The sequence below is a fragment of the Rathayibacter sp. AY1F3 genome (assembly GCF_002931975.1).
GTDB lineage: Bacteria > Actinomycetota > Actinomycetes > Actinomycetales > Microbacteriaceae > Rathayibacter.
This window is the reverse complement of record NZ_PSVF01000001.1, coordinates 231,747-248,119: the sequence shown is the minus strand read 5'-3', so window position 1 is coordinate 248,119 and position 16,373 is coordinate 231,747. Positions and strand designations below refer to the sequence as shown.

Sequence of the window (16,373 nt, the reverse complement as noted above, 5' to 3'; positions counted from 1 at the left end):
CCCGGTGTCGGAGGGGCGATCTACACTCGGAGGGACATGAGCTTCCTCTTCGATCCGAGCGACTCCCGCGCCACCCCGGTCATCGTCGGTCCCCCCGGCGGCCCCGGGGACGCGCCCCGCACCGACCCGGCGCACGAGCAGCTCGTCGCGGGGCTGAACCCCCAGCAGCGCGAGGCGGTCGAGTACCGCGGAGACGCGCTGCTCATCGTCGCGGGTGCGGGCTCGGGCAAGACCAGCGTCCTCACCCGGCGCATCGCGAGCCTCCTGGGCAACGGCGAGGCCTGGCCGAGCCAGATCCTCGCGATCACGTTCACCAACAAGGCCGCGGCCGAGATGCGCGAGCGCGTCGAGAAGCTGGTGGGGCAGAGCGCCGAGGGGATGTGGATCTCGACGTTCCACTCCGCGTGCGTGCGGATCCTGCGCCGCGAGGCCGAGAACTTCGGCATGACCAAGTCGTTCACGATCTACGACTCGGGCGATCAGCGCGCCCTGCTCAAGCGCATCGTGAAGGACCTCGAGGCCGACTCGCTCGGAATCACCGTCGCGAGCGCCTCCGCGAAGATCTCCAAGCTCAAGAACGAGCTCGCCGACGTCGACTCCTACGCCCGCACCGCGAACCTCAGCGACCCGAACGAGGAGATGTTCCTCCAGGTCTTCCGGGCCTACTCGCGGGCGCTCGAGGGGGCGAACGCGTTCGACTTCGACGACCTGATCGCGCAGACCGTCTACCTCTTCCGCGCCTTCCCGCACGTCGCCGCGAAGTACCAGCGGCGCTTCCGCCACGTGCTGGTCGACGAGTACCAGGACACGAACCACGCCCAGTACTCGCTGATCCACGAGCTGACCCGGCCCGTGCCGCCGGCGACGATGGCGGCGGCGCAGTTCGACCGCCCCTACCGCGGACCGGTCACGGCCGACGGCTCCATCCCGGGGGCCTCGCTCACCGTCGTCGGCGACTCGGACCAGTCCATCTACGCGTTCCGCGGCGCCGACATCCGCAACATCGTCGAGTTCGAGCGCGACTTCCCGGGCTGCCGCGTGATCCTGCTCGAGCAGAACTACCGCTCGACGCAGAACATCCTCTCGGCGGCCAACGCCGTCATCTCGAACAACTTCGACCGTCGCGCGAAGAACCTCTGGTCCTCCAGCGGCGACGGGGAGAAGATCGTCGGCTACACCGGTTACTCGGGTCACGACGAGGCGCAGTTCGTGGTCGACGAGATCGCCCGCCTGCACGCGGCGGGCACGGGCTACGACGAGATCGCGGTCTTCTACCGCACCAACGCGCAGACCCGCGCGCTGGAGGAGATCTTCATCCGCTCCGCGCTGCCCTACCGGATCCTGGGCGGCACGAAGTTCTACGAGCGCGCCGAGATCAAGGACGCCCTGGCGTACCTGATCACGGTGGCGAATCCGGCCGACGTGCTGGCGCTGCGGCGCATCATGAACACTCCGAAGCGGGGCATCGGCCCCGCGACGGAGGCGCAGCTGCAGTCGTTCGCCGACACCAACGCGGTGACCCTGCGGGAGGCGATGCGCAACGCCGGCTCGCTCGGGATGGGCCCGAAGGTGACGAAGGCGATCGTCGACCTCGCGACCCTCCTCGACGAGTGCGCGCTGATGCTCGACCCCGCACGGGAGGGCGGCGAGGCGAAGGTGCACGAGGTGCTGACGGCGCTCCTCACCCGCAGCGGCTACCTCGACATGCTCCGCGCCAGCCGCGACCCGCAGGACGAGGCCCGCGCCGAGAACGTCGACGAGCTCATCGCCGTCACCAAGGAGTTCGCGCGCAACAACCCGGACGGCGGGCTCGTGGACTTCCTCACCGAGGTCTCGCTGGTCGCCGCGGCCGACGACCTCGACGACGACTCCGGCACCGTCTCGCTGATGACGCTGCACACGGCGAAGGGCCTCGAGTACGACGCCGTGTTCCTCACCGGCATCGAGGAGGACCTGCTCCCGCACCGCATCTCGGCGAACGAGCCCGGCGGCCCGGCCGAGGAGCGGCGGCTGTTCTACGTGGGGATCACCCGGGCCCGCAAGCGCCTCTACCTCTCGCTCGCGATGACCCGCGCGCAGTACGGCGAGACGTCGGTCGCGATGCCGAGCCGGTTCCTGCAGGAGATCCCGGGAGAGCTGATCCAGTGGCGCCAGTCGCCCGGCGCGGCGACCTCGCGCGGCGGTACGCAGCCCCGGGCCCTGAACGCTCAGCGGCCCGGCTTCGGCAAGTCGCGATCGAACACCGAGTTCCGGGAGGCGCTCGCCGCGGCGCCGAAGGCCAAGGGCGAGTTCCCGAACCGGATCACCGGCATGGTGCGCGACAACGGCGACCTCGAGCTGATCGCGGGCGACCGCATCCGGCACACCGACTTCGGTGAGGGGCGCGTGAACGCGGTGACGGGCGAGGGCTCGAAGCGCGTCGCGCACGTGCTCTTCGACCAGGTGGGCGCGAAGAAGCTGCTGATCAAGGTCGCGCCGATCGAGAAGATCTAGTCCGGTGGCGGCCGGATCGGCGGCCGCGCGGCTCGCGACGGAGGTGTTCTCCCCGGCGGTCCTCGCGGTGCTCGTGCCGGTCGTGGTCGGCGCGCGCGTCGCGGATCCGCCCCTGCTCGGCGTCGCCTGGGGAGCGCTCGCGGCGCTCTTCGTCGGCGTGGTGCCCTACCTCGTCATCCGCCTGCTGATGCGCACCGGCCGGATCCACGGCGACCATCACGTGCCCGACCGGCGCGAGCGGGCGCTGCCGATCGCGCTGGCGCTGGTGTCGATCGCGGCCGGCCTGGTACTGCTCGCCGTGCTCGGCGCTCCTGCCGCGGTGACCACGTTCGGCGTGGTGACGGTGGCCGTGGTGCTCGCCGTCGGCGTGGTCAACCTGGTCTGGAAGCTGTCCGGGCACGCGGCGGTGGTCGCCACCTGCGCCGTCGTCGTGCTGATCGCCTACGGACCGCTCTCCCTGCTGATCAGCGTGCCCATCGTCCTCTGGGTGCTCTGGTCGAGGGTGCGCCTCGGTGCGCACACCCCCGCTCAGGTCCTCGCGGGCGCCGCGGTCGGCACCGTCCTCGCCGGGACCGTCTGGTCCCTGCTCGGCTGACGTCCGTCCCTTCCCGTGTGCCCTCTGGTCGCCGTCCGCGAGATTCCACTCGAGTGGGAGGCACGCCGTGGCGGGCTCACCCGAGTGGCATCTCGCGGAAGGGGTCAGCCGGCGTAGCGCGCGACGAGCTCCCGCTTGAGGATCTTGCCGCTGGGCCCGAGCGGAAGGGCGTCGACGAACTCGACGCGGCGGGGGAACTTGAAGGCGGCGAGATGCTCGTTCGCGTAGGCGATCAGCTCCTCCGCGGTGGCGGTCGCCGACGGGGCGAGGATCACCGCGGCCATCACCTCCTGACCGTGGCGCTCATCCGGGATCCCGAAGACCGCCGCGTTCTGCACGGCCGGGTGCCCGATCAGCACCTCCTCGACCTCGCGCGGGTACACGTTGTAGCCGTTGCGGATGATCATGTCCTTCGTGCGGTCGAGGATGCGGATGTAGTCCTCCTCGTCCTTCGTGCCCAGGTCGCCGGTGCGGAACCAGCCGTCGATCACCGCCTCCGCGGTCGCCGCCGGGTTGCCGAGGTACCCCTTCATCAGGTTGTGCCCGCGCACCACGATCTCGCCGAGCTCGCCCCGGGGGAGCAGCTCGACTCGGTCGGTCACGTCGGGGCGGGCGACCTCGACCTCGACGCCCCAGATCGGCGTGCCGACCGTGCCCGGCCGCGGCGGGACTCCGACGTGGTTGAAGGTGGCGACCGGGGAGGTCTCGGTGAGCCCGTAGCCCTCGTAGATCTCGACGCCGAACACCTCGCGGAAGCGCTCGATCACGGCGACGGGCAGGGCGGCGCCTCCCGAGACCGCGTAGCGCAGCGGCGGCCGGTCCTCGCGCCGGGTCGCGGCGTCGAGCAGGGCGACGTACATCGTGGGCACGCCCTCGAAGACCGTGCAGCCGTGGGCGATCATCGCCTCGAGCGCGGCGTCGCCGTCGAACTTCGGCACCAGGACGACCGTCGCGGCGGTGCGGAAGGCCGTGTTCATCGCGCAGACCTGCCCGAAGGTGTGGAAGAGCGGCAGCGCCCCGAGCACCACGTCGCCGCGGTGCAGGTCGAACGTGTTCATCAGCAGCACGTCCGACTGCGAGACGATCGCGAAGTGCGTCCCCTCCGCCCCCTTCGGGCGGCCGGTGGTGCCGCTGGTGTAGAGGATCGTCGCCGTGTCGGAGGGGGAGCGGGGCACGTAGCCGTCGATCGCGGTCGCCTCCGCGGCGAGGTCCTCCAGGCGCGGTAGGGGCGAGGCGGTGCCGTCGGGCACCATCACGCTCAGCACGGGAACGTCGGCGAGGTCCGCTCCGGCGGCCCCCTCGGCGAGCAGCGGAGCGGCGCACACGAGCGCGACGGCTCCGGAGTCGCGCAGGACGTAGGCGATCTCGTCGTGCTTGAGCAGGGCGTGCACGGGGACCACCACGGCGCCGAGCGCGAGGACGGCGAAGTAGCCGCGGGGGAAGTCGGGGACGTTCGGGACGAGCAGGGCCACGCGGTCGCCCGGTCCGATCCCCTGGGCGCGCAGGGCTCCGGCGTAGGCACGGGTCTGCCGCCAGAGGGTCGCGTAGTCGACGGCCTGCTCGCCGACGCGGACGGCGATCGTGTCAGGGGTGCGCCGCGCCGCCTCCGCCAGGATGGCCGCGACGGAGAGGGTGCCGAAGCCGGCGGCGGGCGGGGGAGCGGCGGGGGCCTCGGCCGTGCGGGGTTCGGTGATGCTCATCAAGGCTCCAGTCGTCGTTGACCGCCGCGGCGGATGCCGGGTGCTTCACCGTAGATCCGCCGGGCGGCCGCGTCGAGCGATCCGCACCGGATGTTCAGCACGGACGGGCGGGGAGTGCGCATCCCGGCGCCGAGCGGAAGGGGGTGCGGGAGGCGCGGGCGGCTGCCTACAGTCGGACTGCTGCGGCCCGGTTCCGCGGGTCGGACGACGGGAGGCGCGATGCGCGGCGAGGCGACGCTCTACACGGATGCGGTGGTGACGGCTCCGTTCGCCCTCGCGGTGATCGCAGAGGCGACCGGCTCGCGAGTGGTCGGCGCGCGGACCGCGGACGCGCACGTCCCGCTCTACAGCGGTCCGACGAGCGCGCGGGTCGAGATCGCGGGGTTCGGCGACAGCGTGCCGGTCACCGTCGACGTGCGCGACGAGCGCGGGATCGACGAGGCGCGTGCGGCCGCGCAGGCGCTCGGGCTGGAGCTCGCCGCCTACGCGGGCTGGGAGGTCGTGGCCGGCTTCTGAGCGTCGCGTCGGACCCGGGCGAGGTAGTAGCGGCTGGGCGCCGTCCTCACGATCGCGGGAAGCAGGCGGTAGACGGCGAAGGTGCGCGAGAGCGCCCGCTCGAACCGCGCCTCCTGCCGTGCGGTCCAGTGGAAGCCGAAGGGCTCGCGGAGCGCCGCCGGGAGCAGACCGGCGGTGATCAGGCGGAGGTAGGGGCCGAGCGGGCGCAGGTACCAGGCGGCGATGCTCGGGCCCAGCAGGTCGTGGGCGACCCGGCGGGCCGCGGGCGTGACCTTGAGGCGCTCCAGCTCCCGCTCCCAGTAGGCGTCGAACGCGGTGCGGGAGTCGGGCCAGAGGTCCGCGGGCATCTGCAGGGCCGCGCCGACGACGACGGAGCGGCGCACGATGTCGTCCGCCTCCTCCTCGCTCAGCGCACCGAAGGCGCCCTCGTAGAGCTGCAGCATCGACTGGGTGAGCGTCGCCGCGACCCAGCGCTGCAGCTCCGGGTCGAAGGCCGTGTAGCCGGGGCCGCGCACGGGCACGTGCGCCCTGTTCACGCGGCGGCGGACGGCGCGCACGTCCTCGGGAGTGCCGTAGTGCAGGACGTAGAGGTAGGAGAGCGTCCCGTGCAGGCGGTTCACGGCCCGGTGCACGAAGTCGGAGTGGTCGGCGACGCCCTGCCCGACCGCCGGGTGCGCGATCTGGAGGAGGATCGCGCGCGCCCCCGCCAGCAGGAACACGCCCTCGCGGAAGACGTCCGGGGTGCGGGTGGCCGACGACATGGCTCCACGCTACGCGGGAGCGGCGGGCGGAGGAGGAGCCGGTGCCCCCGGCGGGCGTCCGGCGGGCGCGGAGCGACCGCACGGGAAGCCCCCGGCGGGTGCGGAGTAGACTCGGCGCGGCCCAGGGACAGTGCCGAGACTCCGGCGTCGTCCGGGCCACCTCGAACTCGAAACGCAAGCGCGCTCGGCGCGGAATGGGAATGCAGCGTGGATCTCTTCGAATACCAGGCCCGTGATCTGTTCGAGAAGTACGGCGTCCCCGTGCTCCCGGGCATCGTCGCCGACACGCCGGAGGAGGTGCGCGCCGCGGCGGAGAAGCTGGGCGGCGTCACCGTCGTCAAGGCGCAGGTCAAGATCGGCGGCCGCGGCAAGGCGGGCGGCGTGAAGGTCGCGAAGACCCCCGAGGACGCGTACGCCGCGGCGCAGTCGATCCTCGGCCTCGACATCAAGGGCCACGTCGTCAAGCGCGTCATGGTCGCCGGCGGTGCGCGCATCGACCGCGAGTTCTACTTCTCGGTGCTGCTGGACCGGGCCAACCGCTCCTACCTCTCGCTCACCTCCTACGAGGGCGGCATGGAGATCGAGCAGCTCGCCGTCGAGCGCCCCGACGCCCTCGCGCGCGTCGAGGTCGTCCCCGGCCAGGGCATCGACCAGGCCAAAGCCGAGGAGATCGCCCGCGCGGCGAAGTTCCCGGAGGAGCTGATCGCCAAGGTCGCGCCCGTCCTGGTGAAGCTGTACGACGTCTACACCGGCGAGGACGCCACGCTCGTCGAGGTGAACCCGCTCGTGCTCACCGAGGAGGGCGACATCGTCGCGCTCGACGGCAAGGTCTCGCTCGACGAGAACGCCGGCTTCCGCCACGCGGACCACGCCGCGCTCGAGGACAAGGACGCCGCCGACCCGCTCGAGGCGAAGGCCAAGGAGAACGACCTCAACTACGTGAAGCTCGACGGCGAGGTCGGCATCATCGGCAACGGCGCCGGCCTGGTCATGTCGACCCTCGACGTCGTCGCCTACGCCGGAGAGAGGCACAACGGCGTGAAGCCGGCCAACTTCCTCGACATCGGCGGCGGAGCCTCCGCCCAGGTGATGGCGAACGGCCTCGACGTGATCCTCGGCGACGAGCAGGTCAAGAGCGTCTTCGTCAACGTCTTCGGCGGCATCACCGCGTGCGACGCGGTCGCCAACGGCATCCTCCAGGCGCTCGAGATCCTCGGCGACTCGGCCACGAAGCCGCTCGTCGTCCGCCTCGACGGCAACAAGGTCGAGGAGGGCCGCGCGATCCTCCAGGCCGCCGCCAACCCGCTCATCACGCTCGCCGCGACCATGGACGAGGGCGCCGACAAGGCCGCCGAACTCGCCGCCGCGTAACGGACCCGACGACTCAAGGAATCAGAGAACAAGCATGTCGATCTTCCTCACCAAGGACTCCAAGGTCATCGTCCAGGGCATCACCGGCGGCGAGGGCACCAAGCACACCGCGCTGATGCTCAAGGCCGGCACGAACGTCGTCGGCGGCGTCAACGCCCGCAAGGCCGGCACGACCGTCACCCACGGCGACGTCGAGCTCCCCGTCTTCGGCACCGTGAAGGAGGCGATGGAGGCCACCGGCGCCGACGTCTCCATCGCGTTCGTGCCGCCCGCCTTCTCGAAGGACGCCGTCATCGAGGCGATCGACGCCGAGATCGGCCTCCTCGTCGTCATTACCGAGGGCATCCCGGTGCAGGACTCCGCGGAGTTCTGGGCGTACGCGCAGGAGAAGGGGAACAAGACGCGGATCATCGGCCCCAACTGCCCCGGCATCATCACGCCGGGCGAGTCGCTCGTGGGCATCACCCCCGCGACGATCACCGGCAAGGGCCCGATCGGCCTCGTCTCGAAGTCGGGCACCCTGACCTACCAGATGATGTACGAGCTGCGCGACCTGGGCTTCTCGACCGCCATCGGCATCGGCGGCGACCCGATCATCGGCACGACCCACATCGACGCGCTCGCCGCGTTCGAGGCCGACCCCGAGACGAAGGCGATCGTGATGATCGGCGAGATCGGCGGCGACGCCGAGGAGCGCGCCGCGGACTTCATCAAGGCGAACGTCACGAAGCCCGTCGTCGGCTACGTCGCGGGCTTCACCGCCCCCGAGGGCAAGACGATGGGCCACGCCGGCGCCATCGTCTCCGGCTCGGCCGGGACCGCGCAGGCCAAGAAGGAGGCCCTCGAGGCCGCGGGCGTGAAGGTCGGCAAGACGCCGTCCGAGACGGCCGCCCTGCTCCGCGAGGTCTACGCGGCGCTCTAGCGCCCGTCCTCCCCGCACCACCGTCGGAACGGACGGTGCCCCTGCTCCGGCGGGCGGCGCCGTCCGTTCCGTCGTCGGGGCGGGTCCGGCCGGAGTAGCCTCGCAGCGTGACACGCCGCCTCGGACTCGACCTGCTGACCTTCGTGCCGTACCCGGAGGGCCCCGAGCGGCCCGGCGACGCCGCGCGGAGCCTCGAGGACGGGCTCGCTCTGCTCGAGCTCGCCGAGGAGCTCGGCTACGGCACCGGCTGGGTCCGCGTGCGGCACTTCGAGCGCTACCTCGCGTCTCCGATGACCTTCTTCGCGGCCGCCTCCCAGCGGACCCGCCGCCTCCGCCTCGGTACCGCGGTCATCGGCGCCCGCTACGAGTCGCCCGTGCGCCTCGCCGAGGACGCCGCGACCGTGGACCTGCTCTCGGGCGGACGCCTCGACCTCGGCGTCAGCAGCGGCTTCGCGCATCTCGCCTCCGTCTTCGACGGGGTGTTCGGGCAGGCCGAGCGCGACTTCCGCGAGGAGGCGCAGGAGCGCATCGCGCGACTCCGCGAGGCGCTCTCGGGCGCCGTGCTCGGCGTCGCGGAGTCGGCCCTGATGTCGGTCCCGGTCGGCGCTCCGCTCGTCCAGCAGCCGCACGCGCCCGGCCTCGCCGACCGGCTCTGGTACGGGGCGGGAACGGTGGCCTCCGCGGTCCGGGCGGGCGAGCAGGGCATGCACCTGCAGGTGTCCACGCTCAACACGGAGGAGACGGGCCTGCCGTTCGCCGAGCAGCAGGCGGTGCAGATCCGCGCCTACCGCGAGGCCTTCGCCGCCGCGCACCCGGGGCGCACGTCGAGGGTGACGGCGGGCCGCATCGTGCTGCCGCTGCTCGACGCCGCCGACGAGGAGGCGCACCGCCCCTTCATCGAGGGCTACCTCGCGCGGATGGACGACGAGGGCCGCCCCCGCACGGCCGACCGGTCGATCATCGCCGCCCCGATGCGCTTCAGCCCCCTCCACGTCGGGAGCCCGGAGCGGATCGTCGCGTCGCTCGCCGCGGATCCGGCGCTCGCGGAAGCGGACGCGCTCACGGTGACGCTCCCGGCGGTGGGCGGGGTGGAGTCGCACCGGCGCATCCTGCGCGCCGTCGCTGAGCGCATCGCCCCGCAGCTGGGCTGGACGCCCGGCGCCTGAGGATCAGCGCCGCGCGAGCAGTGCCCGGACGGGCCGCTGCAGCAGGAGCAGGAGCAGCCACCAGAGCCCGACCGACGGGATCAGCAGCGCCAGCGCCAGTGCGACGAGGAGCAGCGCGAAGGGCAGCAGGGCGGGCGCGAGCGGCAGGGGCCCTGCGCCGGGCCGCCTGAGCTCCGGGTGCCGGGAGAGGCGCAGCTCGATCAGGACCAGCGCCCCGCTCATCGCGGCCATCGTGCCGATGTAGAGCCCGATCGTCGCCCGGGAGTCCGGGAACAGCGCCAGCGCGCTCGTCGAGAACGGGAAGAACGCCAGCGCGGCCAGCCAGAGCAGGTCCAGCCACACCAGGGCGCCGTCGTAGTCCCCGGCGATCTCGAAGACGCGGTGGTGGGGGATCCAGAAGACGGCGATGACAGCGAAGGAGAGCGCGAAGGCGAGGACCGAGTCCAGGTGCTCCGCGAGCAGCGCCGGGACTCCGCCGCCCTCCCGGGCGACCTCGGGAGCCAGCTGCACCAGCGGCAGGACGAGGACGGTGATGGCGATGGCGGCGGTCGCGTCCGAGAAGTTGACGAGCCGGTCGAGCCCGCGCTCCGTCCGGCGGTGGGCCGCGCGTCCCCCGGGGCGCCCGCGGTGCACCAGGCGCTCGATCGGACCCGAGAGCAGGAGCAGCAGGAGCGCGAACATGTTGACGGCCGGCACCGCGACGGCGAGCACGAGGGCCGCGAGGAGGACGCTGATCACGATCAGCGACCTCGAGAGGGAGCGCCGCGGCTCCGCCCCCGGGGCCAGGAGATCCGGATCGCGGCGCACGATGAGTTGCATCGCGAGGGTCGCCGCGCTCGCCGCGATCATCGTGCCGATGTAGAGCGCGATGACGCTGCCGTCGGTGTCGAGCACGTTCGAGATCAGGTTCGCCGCGAAGGGGAGCAGGACGACCGCGGCCAGCCAGACGAAGTTCGCGACGACGAGCGCGGGCGAGTACCGGGCCACGCCCTCGAAGACGGAGTGGTGGACCGCCCAGAGCCGCCCGATCACGGCGAACGTGATGAAGAAGGCGGAGAGGGTGCCGTAGTGCCCGGTGAGGAGGGACCCCAGATCGGCCGCGCGGCCCTCCTCGACCACGTCGACCAGGGGGAGGACGAGGAACGTGATGGCGATGGCGACGACGGCGTCGGAGAAGTTGACGAGGCGGTCCAGGCCGCGCTCCGTCCGTGCGTCCGAGGTCCCCGTCATGGCTCCGACACTAGAGGGCCGGGCGGCGCGCCCCTGACCCGCCTCCGAGCGCGCCGCCGCTAGGCTCGTCAGGCCCATGAACCGGATCACCGTCGCCCTCCTCGCCGCCTTCGACGCCGCGCTGTCGGCGCTGATCGGGATCGCGATCCCGCTCGTCCCGCTGACCGTCCTCTGGGCCGTGCAGTACGACACGACGGTCGACTTCGGCGTGTTCTGGCGGGTCGCCGCCGACGCCTGGCTGCTCGGCCACGGGGCCGACCTGCAGGCGGCGCTGGCCCCCGACTCCGCCCTCGCCGTGGCGCTGCCCGGAGGCGCGGACGCCTTCCCGGTGACGATCGCTCCGCTGGCGTTCGCACTCCTCACCGTGCTGCTCGGCGCGCGCACCGGCCGCCGCGCCCAGGAGTCGCCGTTCCGGGCCATCGGCGTCCTCGTCGCGATCGCGACCTATCTGGCGATCGCGCTCCTGGTCTCGCTCGGGTCCGCGGACCCGGCCGCCACCGTCGATCCCCTGCAGGGGACGCTGCTGCCGCCGCTCGTCTTCGCGCTGGGGGTGCTCGTCGGAGCAGCGCTCCACTCCGCCCGCAGCGACGAGGCCGACTCCCTCGGCGAGCTGGCCGCCTCCGCGCTCGACCGCGTCCCCGCGCCGGGGCCCGGGCTCGTCCTCGCGTCGCTGCGCGGGGGAGCGCTCGCCGCGGCGGGCGTGGTCGGCGTCGCGGCGGTGCTCGTCGCCGTGCTGCTGGTCGTGCACTACACCTCGGTCGTCGCGCTCTACGAGAGCCTGGGCGCCGAGGCGCTCGGCGGCCTGGCCCTCACTCTCGGGCAGCTGGCGTTCCTCCCGAACCTGGTGATTTGGGCGGCGAGCTGGCTGATCGGCCCGGGCTTCGCCCTCGGCACCGGCTCCTCCGTGAGCGCGGCCGGGACGCTGCTCGGACCGATCCCGTCGATCCCGGTCCTCGCCGCACTGCCCGCAGGGGACTCGGCCTTCGGATTCCTCGGGCTGCTCGTGCCGCTGCTCGCCGGGTTCGCCGCGGGATGGCGGCTGCGGCGCGGCGTGATCGAGGCGCTCGACGGACGCTCGCTGCTGCGCTGGGGCGCGGCCGCGGCCGGCGGGATCGGCGTGGTCGGCGGCCTGCTGCTCGGGCTCCTCGCCTGGTTCTCGGCGGGCGCCGCCGGGCCCGGGCGGCTCGCCCAGGTGGGCCCGGACCCGCTCGTCGTCGGGGCGGTCGCCGCCCTCGAGCTCGCGCTGGCCGCGGGCCTGGGCCTCGCCGCGGGCCGCAGCCGACGCAGCTGACGCCGGCGGAGGCGTCCCCCTAGACTTGCGCAGTGCTGAAGTTGGTCGTGCTCCTCTCCGGCGGCGGATCGAACCTCCGCGCCCTGCTGGACGCCGCCGGCGACGAGGGCTTCCCCGCCCGCATCGTCGCGGTCGGCAGCGACACCGACGCCGAGGGCTTCCGCCACGCCGAGGAGCGCGGAGTCCCCGCCTTCACGGTCGCGCCGCGCGACTTCTCCTCTCGCGACGAGTGGGGCGCCGCCCTGCTCGGGCGCATCCGGGAGTGGGAGCCCGACCTCGTCGTCTGCGCGGGCTTCATGCGCATCCTGCCGCCCGTGGTGGTGGACGCGCTCAGCCCGCGGATGATCAACACGCATCCCGCCCTGCTGCCCCTCTTCCCCGGCGCCCACGCCGTCCGCGACGCCCTCGCCGCCGGCGCGACCGAGACCGGCGTCACCGTGCACGTGATCGACACCGGCGTCGACACGGGACCCGTCATCGCCCAGGAGAGCCTCGCCGTGCTCCCCGGCGAGAGCGAGGACGCGCTGCACGAGCGCATCAAGACCATCGAGCGTCGCCTGCTGGTGCAGACGGTGCTCGACATCGCCCACGGAACCGTCGACCTCGAGGAGCTCGCCCGCGCATGAGCATCACCGCCCACGACCCCAGCAGCTACGACGACCGCGACCGGGTCCCCGTCCGCCGGGCGCTGATCTCGGTCAGCGACAAGACCGGTCTGCTCGAGCTCGGAGCGGCGCTCGCCGCGGCCGGCGTCGAGCTCGTCTCCACCGGCTCGACCGCAGCGTCCCTCCGCGGCGCCGGCCACGAGGTCACCGACGTCTCGGCCGTCACCGGGTTCCCGGAGTCGCTCGACGGCCGCGTGAAGACGCTGCACCCGGCCGTGCACGCGGGCATCCTCGCCGACCTGAGGCTCGCCTCGCACCGCGAGCAGCTGGAGCAGCTCGACATCGCCGCGTTCGAGCTGGTCGTGGTGAACCTGTACCCGTTCCGCGAGACCGTCGCCGGCGGCGCCGACGCGGCGACCGTGGTCGAGAACATCGACATCGGGGGCCCGGCCCTCGTCCGCGCCTCCGCGAAGAACCACGCGAACGTCGCGATCGTCGTCGATCCGGCCGACTACTCCGGGATCGCGACCGCCCTCGCCGACGGTGGCACGACGCTCGCCGCGCGCCGCACCCTGGCGGCCCGCGCCTTCGCGCACACCGCCTCCTACGACTCCGCCGTCGCCGCCTGGTTCGCCGGGCAGGAGGCGGCCGAGGGCGTCGAGGGCTCGGTCGAGATCCGCGGGACCCTGCAGCAGGTCCTCCGCTACGGCGAGAACTCGCACCAGAAGGCGGCCCTCTACGTCTCTCCCGACGGCACCGGCATCGCGCAGGCGACGCAGCTGCACGGCAAGGAGATGTCCTACAACAACTACGTCGACGCCGACGCGGCCGTCCGCGCGGCGTACGACTTCGTGCTGCCCGCCGTCGCGATCATCAAGCACGCGAACCCGTGCGGCATCGCGATCGCGAGCTCGAAGGCGATCGACCCCATCGCCTCCGCCCACCGCCGCGCCCACGAGTGCGACCCGGTGTCGGCCTTCGGCGGCGTCATCGCCGCGAATCGGCCCGTCACCCTCGCCATGGCCGAGACGGTGAAGGAGATCTTCACCGAGGTGCTCGTCGCCCCCGGCTTCGAGCCCGAGGCGCTCGAGGTGCTGAAGACCAAGAAGAACCTGCGCCTGCTGCAGCTCCCCGACTTCTACGCCCCCGTCGAGCGCGAGTTCAAGCAGATCTCCGGCGGCCTGCTGCTGCAGGAGCCGGACCGGTTCATCGGCGGCCCCGGCGAGGTCAGCTCCGGCTGGCAGCTCGTCGCCGGCGAGCCCGCCGACGCCGACACGATGCTCGACCTCGAGTTCGCGTGGAAGGCCTGCCGCGCCGTCAAGTCGAACGCGATCCTCCTCGCCAAGGGCGGCGCCTCCGTCGGCGTCGGCATGGGCCAGGTCAACCGCGTCGACTCCTGCCACCTCGCCGTCACCCGCGCCGGCGACCGCGCCCCCGGCTCCGTCGCCGCCTCCGACGCGTTCTTCCCCTTCGCCGACGGCCTCGAGGTGCTCCTCGCCGCCGGCGTGAAGGCCGTCGTCCAGCCCGGCGGCTCCGTCCGCGACGCCGAGGTCATCGACGCGGCCGCCCGCGCCGGCGTCACGATGTACACGACGGGGGAGCGGCACTTCTTCCACTGAGTGACGGGCGCGGAGCGCCCGTCACTCGGTGGAAGAAGTGGTGTTCGATCTCCCCGCCGCTCCCTGCGCGGCGGGGCGCGGTCGGCTTCGGGACGGGGTGCGTTCCGTAGAGCGGGGTGCGTCGCCGGTCGCGGGAATCGCTTGGCACGCGATTCCCGCTGAACCGGCTCTGCCTTGGCGTGTTCGTCTTCCCCGCCGCTCCCCGCGCGGCGGGGCGCGGTCGGCTCGGCGATGTGGTGCGTTCCGTAGAGCGGGGTGCGTCGCCGGTCGCGGGAATCGCTTGGCACGCGATTCCCGCTGAACCGGCTCTGCCTTGCGGTGTTCGTCCTCCCGGCCGCATCTTGCGCGGCGGGGCGCGGTCGGCTCAGCGACGGGGTGCGTTCCGTGGAGCGAGTTGCGTCGCCGACCGCGGGAATCGCTTGGCACGCGATTCCCGCTGAGTCGGCTCTGCCTTGGCGTGTTCGTCTTCCCCGCCGCTCCCTGCGCGGCGGGGCGCGGTCGGCTTCGCGACGGGGTGCGTTCCGTAGAGCGGGGTGCGTCGCGGGTCGCGGGCATCGCCGGGCACGCAAGGCCCGCTGAAACCGCTCTGCGTTGCGGTGGCGGCTCTTAGGGGGCTGCTAGGGGATCGACAGGCGGGGCGCGGGCGGGGGCGCGTAGGGTCGCCGGGTGCCTTCCGACTCGACGCCCGCGTCCACTCCCGACACCCCGACCGCCGCTTCCACGATCGCCCCGAACCGGGGCCGCGCGCCCGGGACGGGCCGCCGGATCCTCGTCGCGCTGCTCGCCGCCGCGGCGACCGCGCTCGTGGCGCACCTCGCCAACCTGCTGGCCTTCTTCATCGGCAACCAGCTGCAGCCCGGCTCCATCCCGCAGGTCAACGCCTACTTCCTGCTCTCGAGCGTGCTCGGCTTCGTGGTCGTCCTCGTCCTCGCCGTCGCGGGGATGCTCGGACGCACCTGGAGCGCCGCCCTCGCGGGACTCGTCGCGGGCGTGGTCGGAGCCGTGTTCGGCACGCTCGTCCAAGCCAGCGCCACCGGCGAGGCCGTCACGGGCGCCGTCTGGGCCTCCATCTTCCAGACCTTCGCCGGACTCAACCTCGTCTTCCTGCTCGCGTTCACCGTCTCGGCAGCGAGCGTCGGCCACACGCTCTGGAACCGCCTCCGCACCACGGGCGCTCCGGCCGCCGTCGTCACCGACCGCCGCATCGCGATCGTCCGGGCCCCGGCCGCCGACCTCTCGGCGGGCGAGCTCACCCACCTCGAGCGCGTCCCCGTCGACCAGCAGCGCGCCCAGCAGCAGTGGGAGGCGTACGTCGACCTGCTCGAGCGGGCCGGCTGGGAGACGGTCGAGGCCGCACCGACGCCCGGACTCGCCGACTCCGTCTTCCTCGAGGACGCGGTCGTCGTCTTCGGCGACCACGCCGTGATCGCCCGGTCCGGAGCGGAGTCCCGCCGCGGAGAGACGGCAGGCGCCGAGGAGGCCGTCCGCGCCCTCGGCCTGACGGTCGACCGCATCGAGGAGCCGGGCACGCTCGACGGCGGCGACGTCCTCAAGGTGGGATCGACGGTCTACGTCGGCCGCGGAGGCCGGACCGACGCGGCGGGGGTCGCCCAGCTGCGCGCGATCCTCCGCCCCCGCGGGTACGACGTCGTCGCGGTCCCGCTGACGAAGGTGCTGCACCTCAAGAGCGCCGTGACCGCGCTGCCCGACGGCACGGTCATCGGCTGGGAGCCGGTCGTCGACGAGCCGCGCCTGTTCCCCTCCTTCCTGCCGATGCCCGAGGAGCCGGGCGCCCACGTGGTCGTCCTCGACGACGACACCCTCCTGATGGCCGCCTCCGCTCCCCGGAGCGCCGAGCTGCTGCGGAGCCTGGGCTACCGCGTCCTCACCGTGGACGTCTCGGAGTTCGAGAAGCTCGAGGGCTGCGTCACCTGCCTCTCGGTCCGCGTCCGCTGACGGCGGAGGCGGGGGAACCGCCGGATCGCGGCGGCCGCTGGACGGAGCACATAGCCCGGGTATACCCTTCAAGGCTGCCCGGAGCTCTCCGGCCCGGTGGCACCTCCCGCCTCCCCGCCCACCCGGCAGGGGAGGCTCCGCCCTCGTC

Annotated in this window: 13 protein-coding genes; 10 read left to right on the top strand and 3 right to left on the bottom strand. The window is 73.0% G+C overall.

Annotation, left to right across the window (positions count from 1 at the left end):
• Positions 1-36 precede the first annotated feature (36 nt).
• Both C5C39_RS01190 and C5C39_RS01185 read left to right on the top strand, forming a co-directional pair.
• On the top strand, positions 37-2,493 hold the full coding sequence (locus tag C5C39_RS01190) for an ATP-dependent helicase (protein WP_104261607.1): 2,457 nt from the start codon (positions 37-39) through the stop codon (positions 2,491-2,493).
• A gap of 4 nt (positions 2,494-2,497) precedes the next feature.
• Positions 2,498-3,088: a phosphatase PAP2 family protein gene (locus C5C39_RS01185; protein ID WP_104227299.1), complete on the top strand. Its 591-nt coding sequence runs from the start codon at positions 2,498-2,500 to the stop codon at positions 3,086-3,088.
• Between the two features lie 104 nt (positions 3,089-3,192).
• Here C5C39_RS01185 and C5C39_RS01180 read toward each other — a convergent pair whose 3' ends face one another.
• Positions 3,193-4,788, bottom strand: coding sequence for a long-chain fatty acid--CoA ligase (locus C5C39_RS01180; RefSeq protein ID WP_104352454.1), 1,596 nt, complete (start codon positions 4,786-4,788; stop codon positions 3,193-3,195).
• Between the two features lie 219 nt (positions 4,789-5,007).
• Here C5C39_RS01180 and C5C39_RS01175 point away from each other — a divergent pair, with 219 nt between their 5' ends.
• On the top strand, positions 5,008-5,304 hold the full coding sequence (locus C5C39_RS01175; protein ID WP_104224926.1) for a hypothetical protein: 297 nt from the start codon (positions 5,008-5,010) through the stop codon (positions 5,302-5,304).
• Here C5C39_RS01175 and C5C39_RS01170 read toward each other — a convergent pair.
• On the bottom strand, positions 5,271-6,065 hold the full coding sequence (locus C5C39_RS01170) for an oxygenase MpaB family protein (protein WP_104352453.1): 795 nt from the start codon (positions 6,063-6,065) through the stop codon (positions 5,271-5,273). The two genes, C5C39_RS01175 and C5C39_RS01170, sit on opposite strands and share 34 nt — an antisense overlap.
• A 207-nt stretch (positions 6,066-6,272) precedes the next feature.
• On the opposite strand from C5C39_RS01170, the gene sucC reads away from it, so the two are divergent.
• The 3 genes from sucC (at position 6,273) to C5C39_RS01155 (ending at position 9,524) form a co-directional block, all read left to right on the top strand.
• Positions 6,273-7,436, top strand: a complete 1,164-nt coding sequence (sucC, locus tag C5C39_RS01165) for an ADP-forming succinate--CoA ligase subunit beta (protein WP_104352452.1) — start codon at positions 6,273-6,275, stop codon at positions 7,434-7,436.
• A 34-nt stretch (positions 7,437-7,470) separates the two neighbouring features.
• Complete coding sequence (sucD, locus tag C5C39_RS01160; protein WP_104224929.1) at positions 7,471-8,358, top strand: succinate--CoA ligase subunit alpha; 888 nt, start codon at positions 7,471-7,473, stop codon at positions 8,356-8,358.
• A 107-nt stretch (positions 8,359-8,465) separates the two neighbouring features.
• Complete coding sequence (locus C5C39_RS01155) at positions 8,466-9,524, top strand: LLM class flavin-dependent oxidoreductase (RefSeq protein WP_104352451.1); 1,059 nt, start codon at positions 8,466-8,468, stop codon at positions 9,522-9,524.
• A 3-nt stretch (positions 9,525-9,527) separates the two neighbouring features.
• Here C5C39_RS01155 and C5C39_RS01150 read toward each other — a convergent pair whose 3' ends face one another.
• Entirely contained in the window at positions 9,528-10,754 is a 1,227-nt protein-coding gene (locus C5C39_RS01150) for a TMEM175 family protein (protein WP_181074591.1), read from the bottom strand.
• 76 nt (positions 10,755-10,830) lie between these two features.
• On the opposite strand from C5C39_RS01150, the gene C5C39_RS01145 reads away from it, so the two are divergent.
• The 4 genes from C5C39_RS01145 (at position 10,831) to ddaH (ending at position 16,225) form a co-directional block, all read left to right on the top strand.
• Entirely contained in the window at positions 10,831-12,045 is a 1,215-nt protein-coding gene (locus C5C39_RS01145; protein ID WP_104352450.1) for a DUF6350 family protein, read from the top strand.
• A 32-nt stretch (positions 12,046-12,077) separates the two neighbouring features.
• On the top strand, positions 12,078-12,671 hold the full coding sequence (gene purN, locus C5C39_RS01140) for a phosphoribosylglycinamide formyltransferase (protein ID WP_104273411.1): 594 nt from the start codon (positions 12,078-12,080) through the stop codon (positions 12,669-12,671).
• Complete coding sequence (gene purH, locus C5C39_RS01135; RefSeq protein ID WP_104352449.1) at positions 12,668-14,269, top strand: bifunctional phosphoribosylaminoimidazolecarboxamide formyltransferase/IMP cyclohydrolase; 1,602 nt, start codon at positions 12,668-12,670, stop codon at positions 14,267-14,269. The genes purN and purH overlap by 4 nt, the downstream gene beginning before the upstream one ends.
• Before the next feature lie 666 nt (positions 14,270-14,935).
• Positions 14,936-16,225: a dimethylargininase gene (gene ddaH, locus C5C39_RS17930; RefSeq protein ID WP_308471204.1), complete on the top strand. Its 1,290-nt coding sequence runs from the start codon at positions 14,936-14,938 to the stop codon at positions 16,223-16,225.
• Positions 16,226-16,373: the final 148 nt, after the last annotated feature.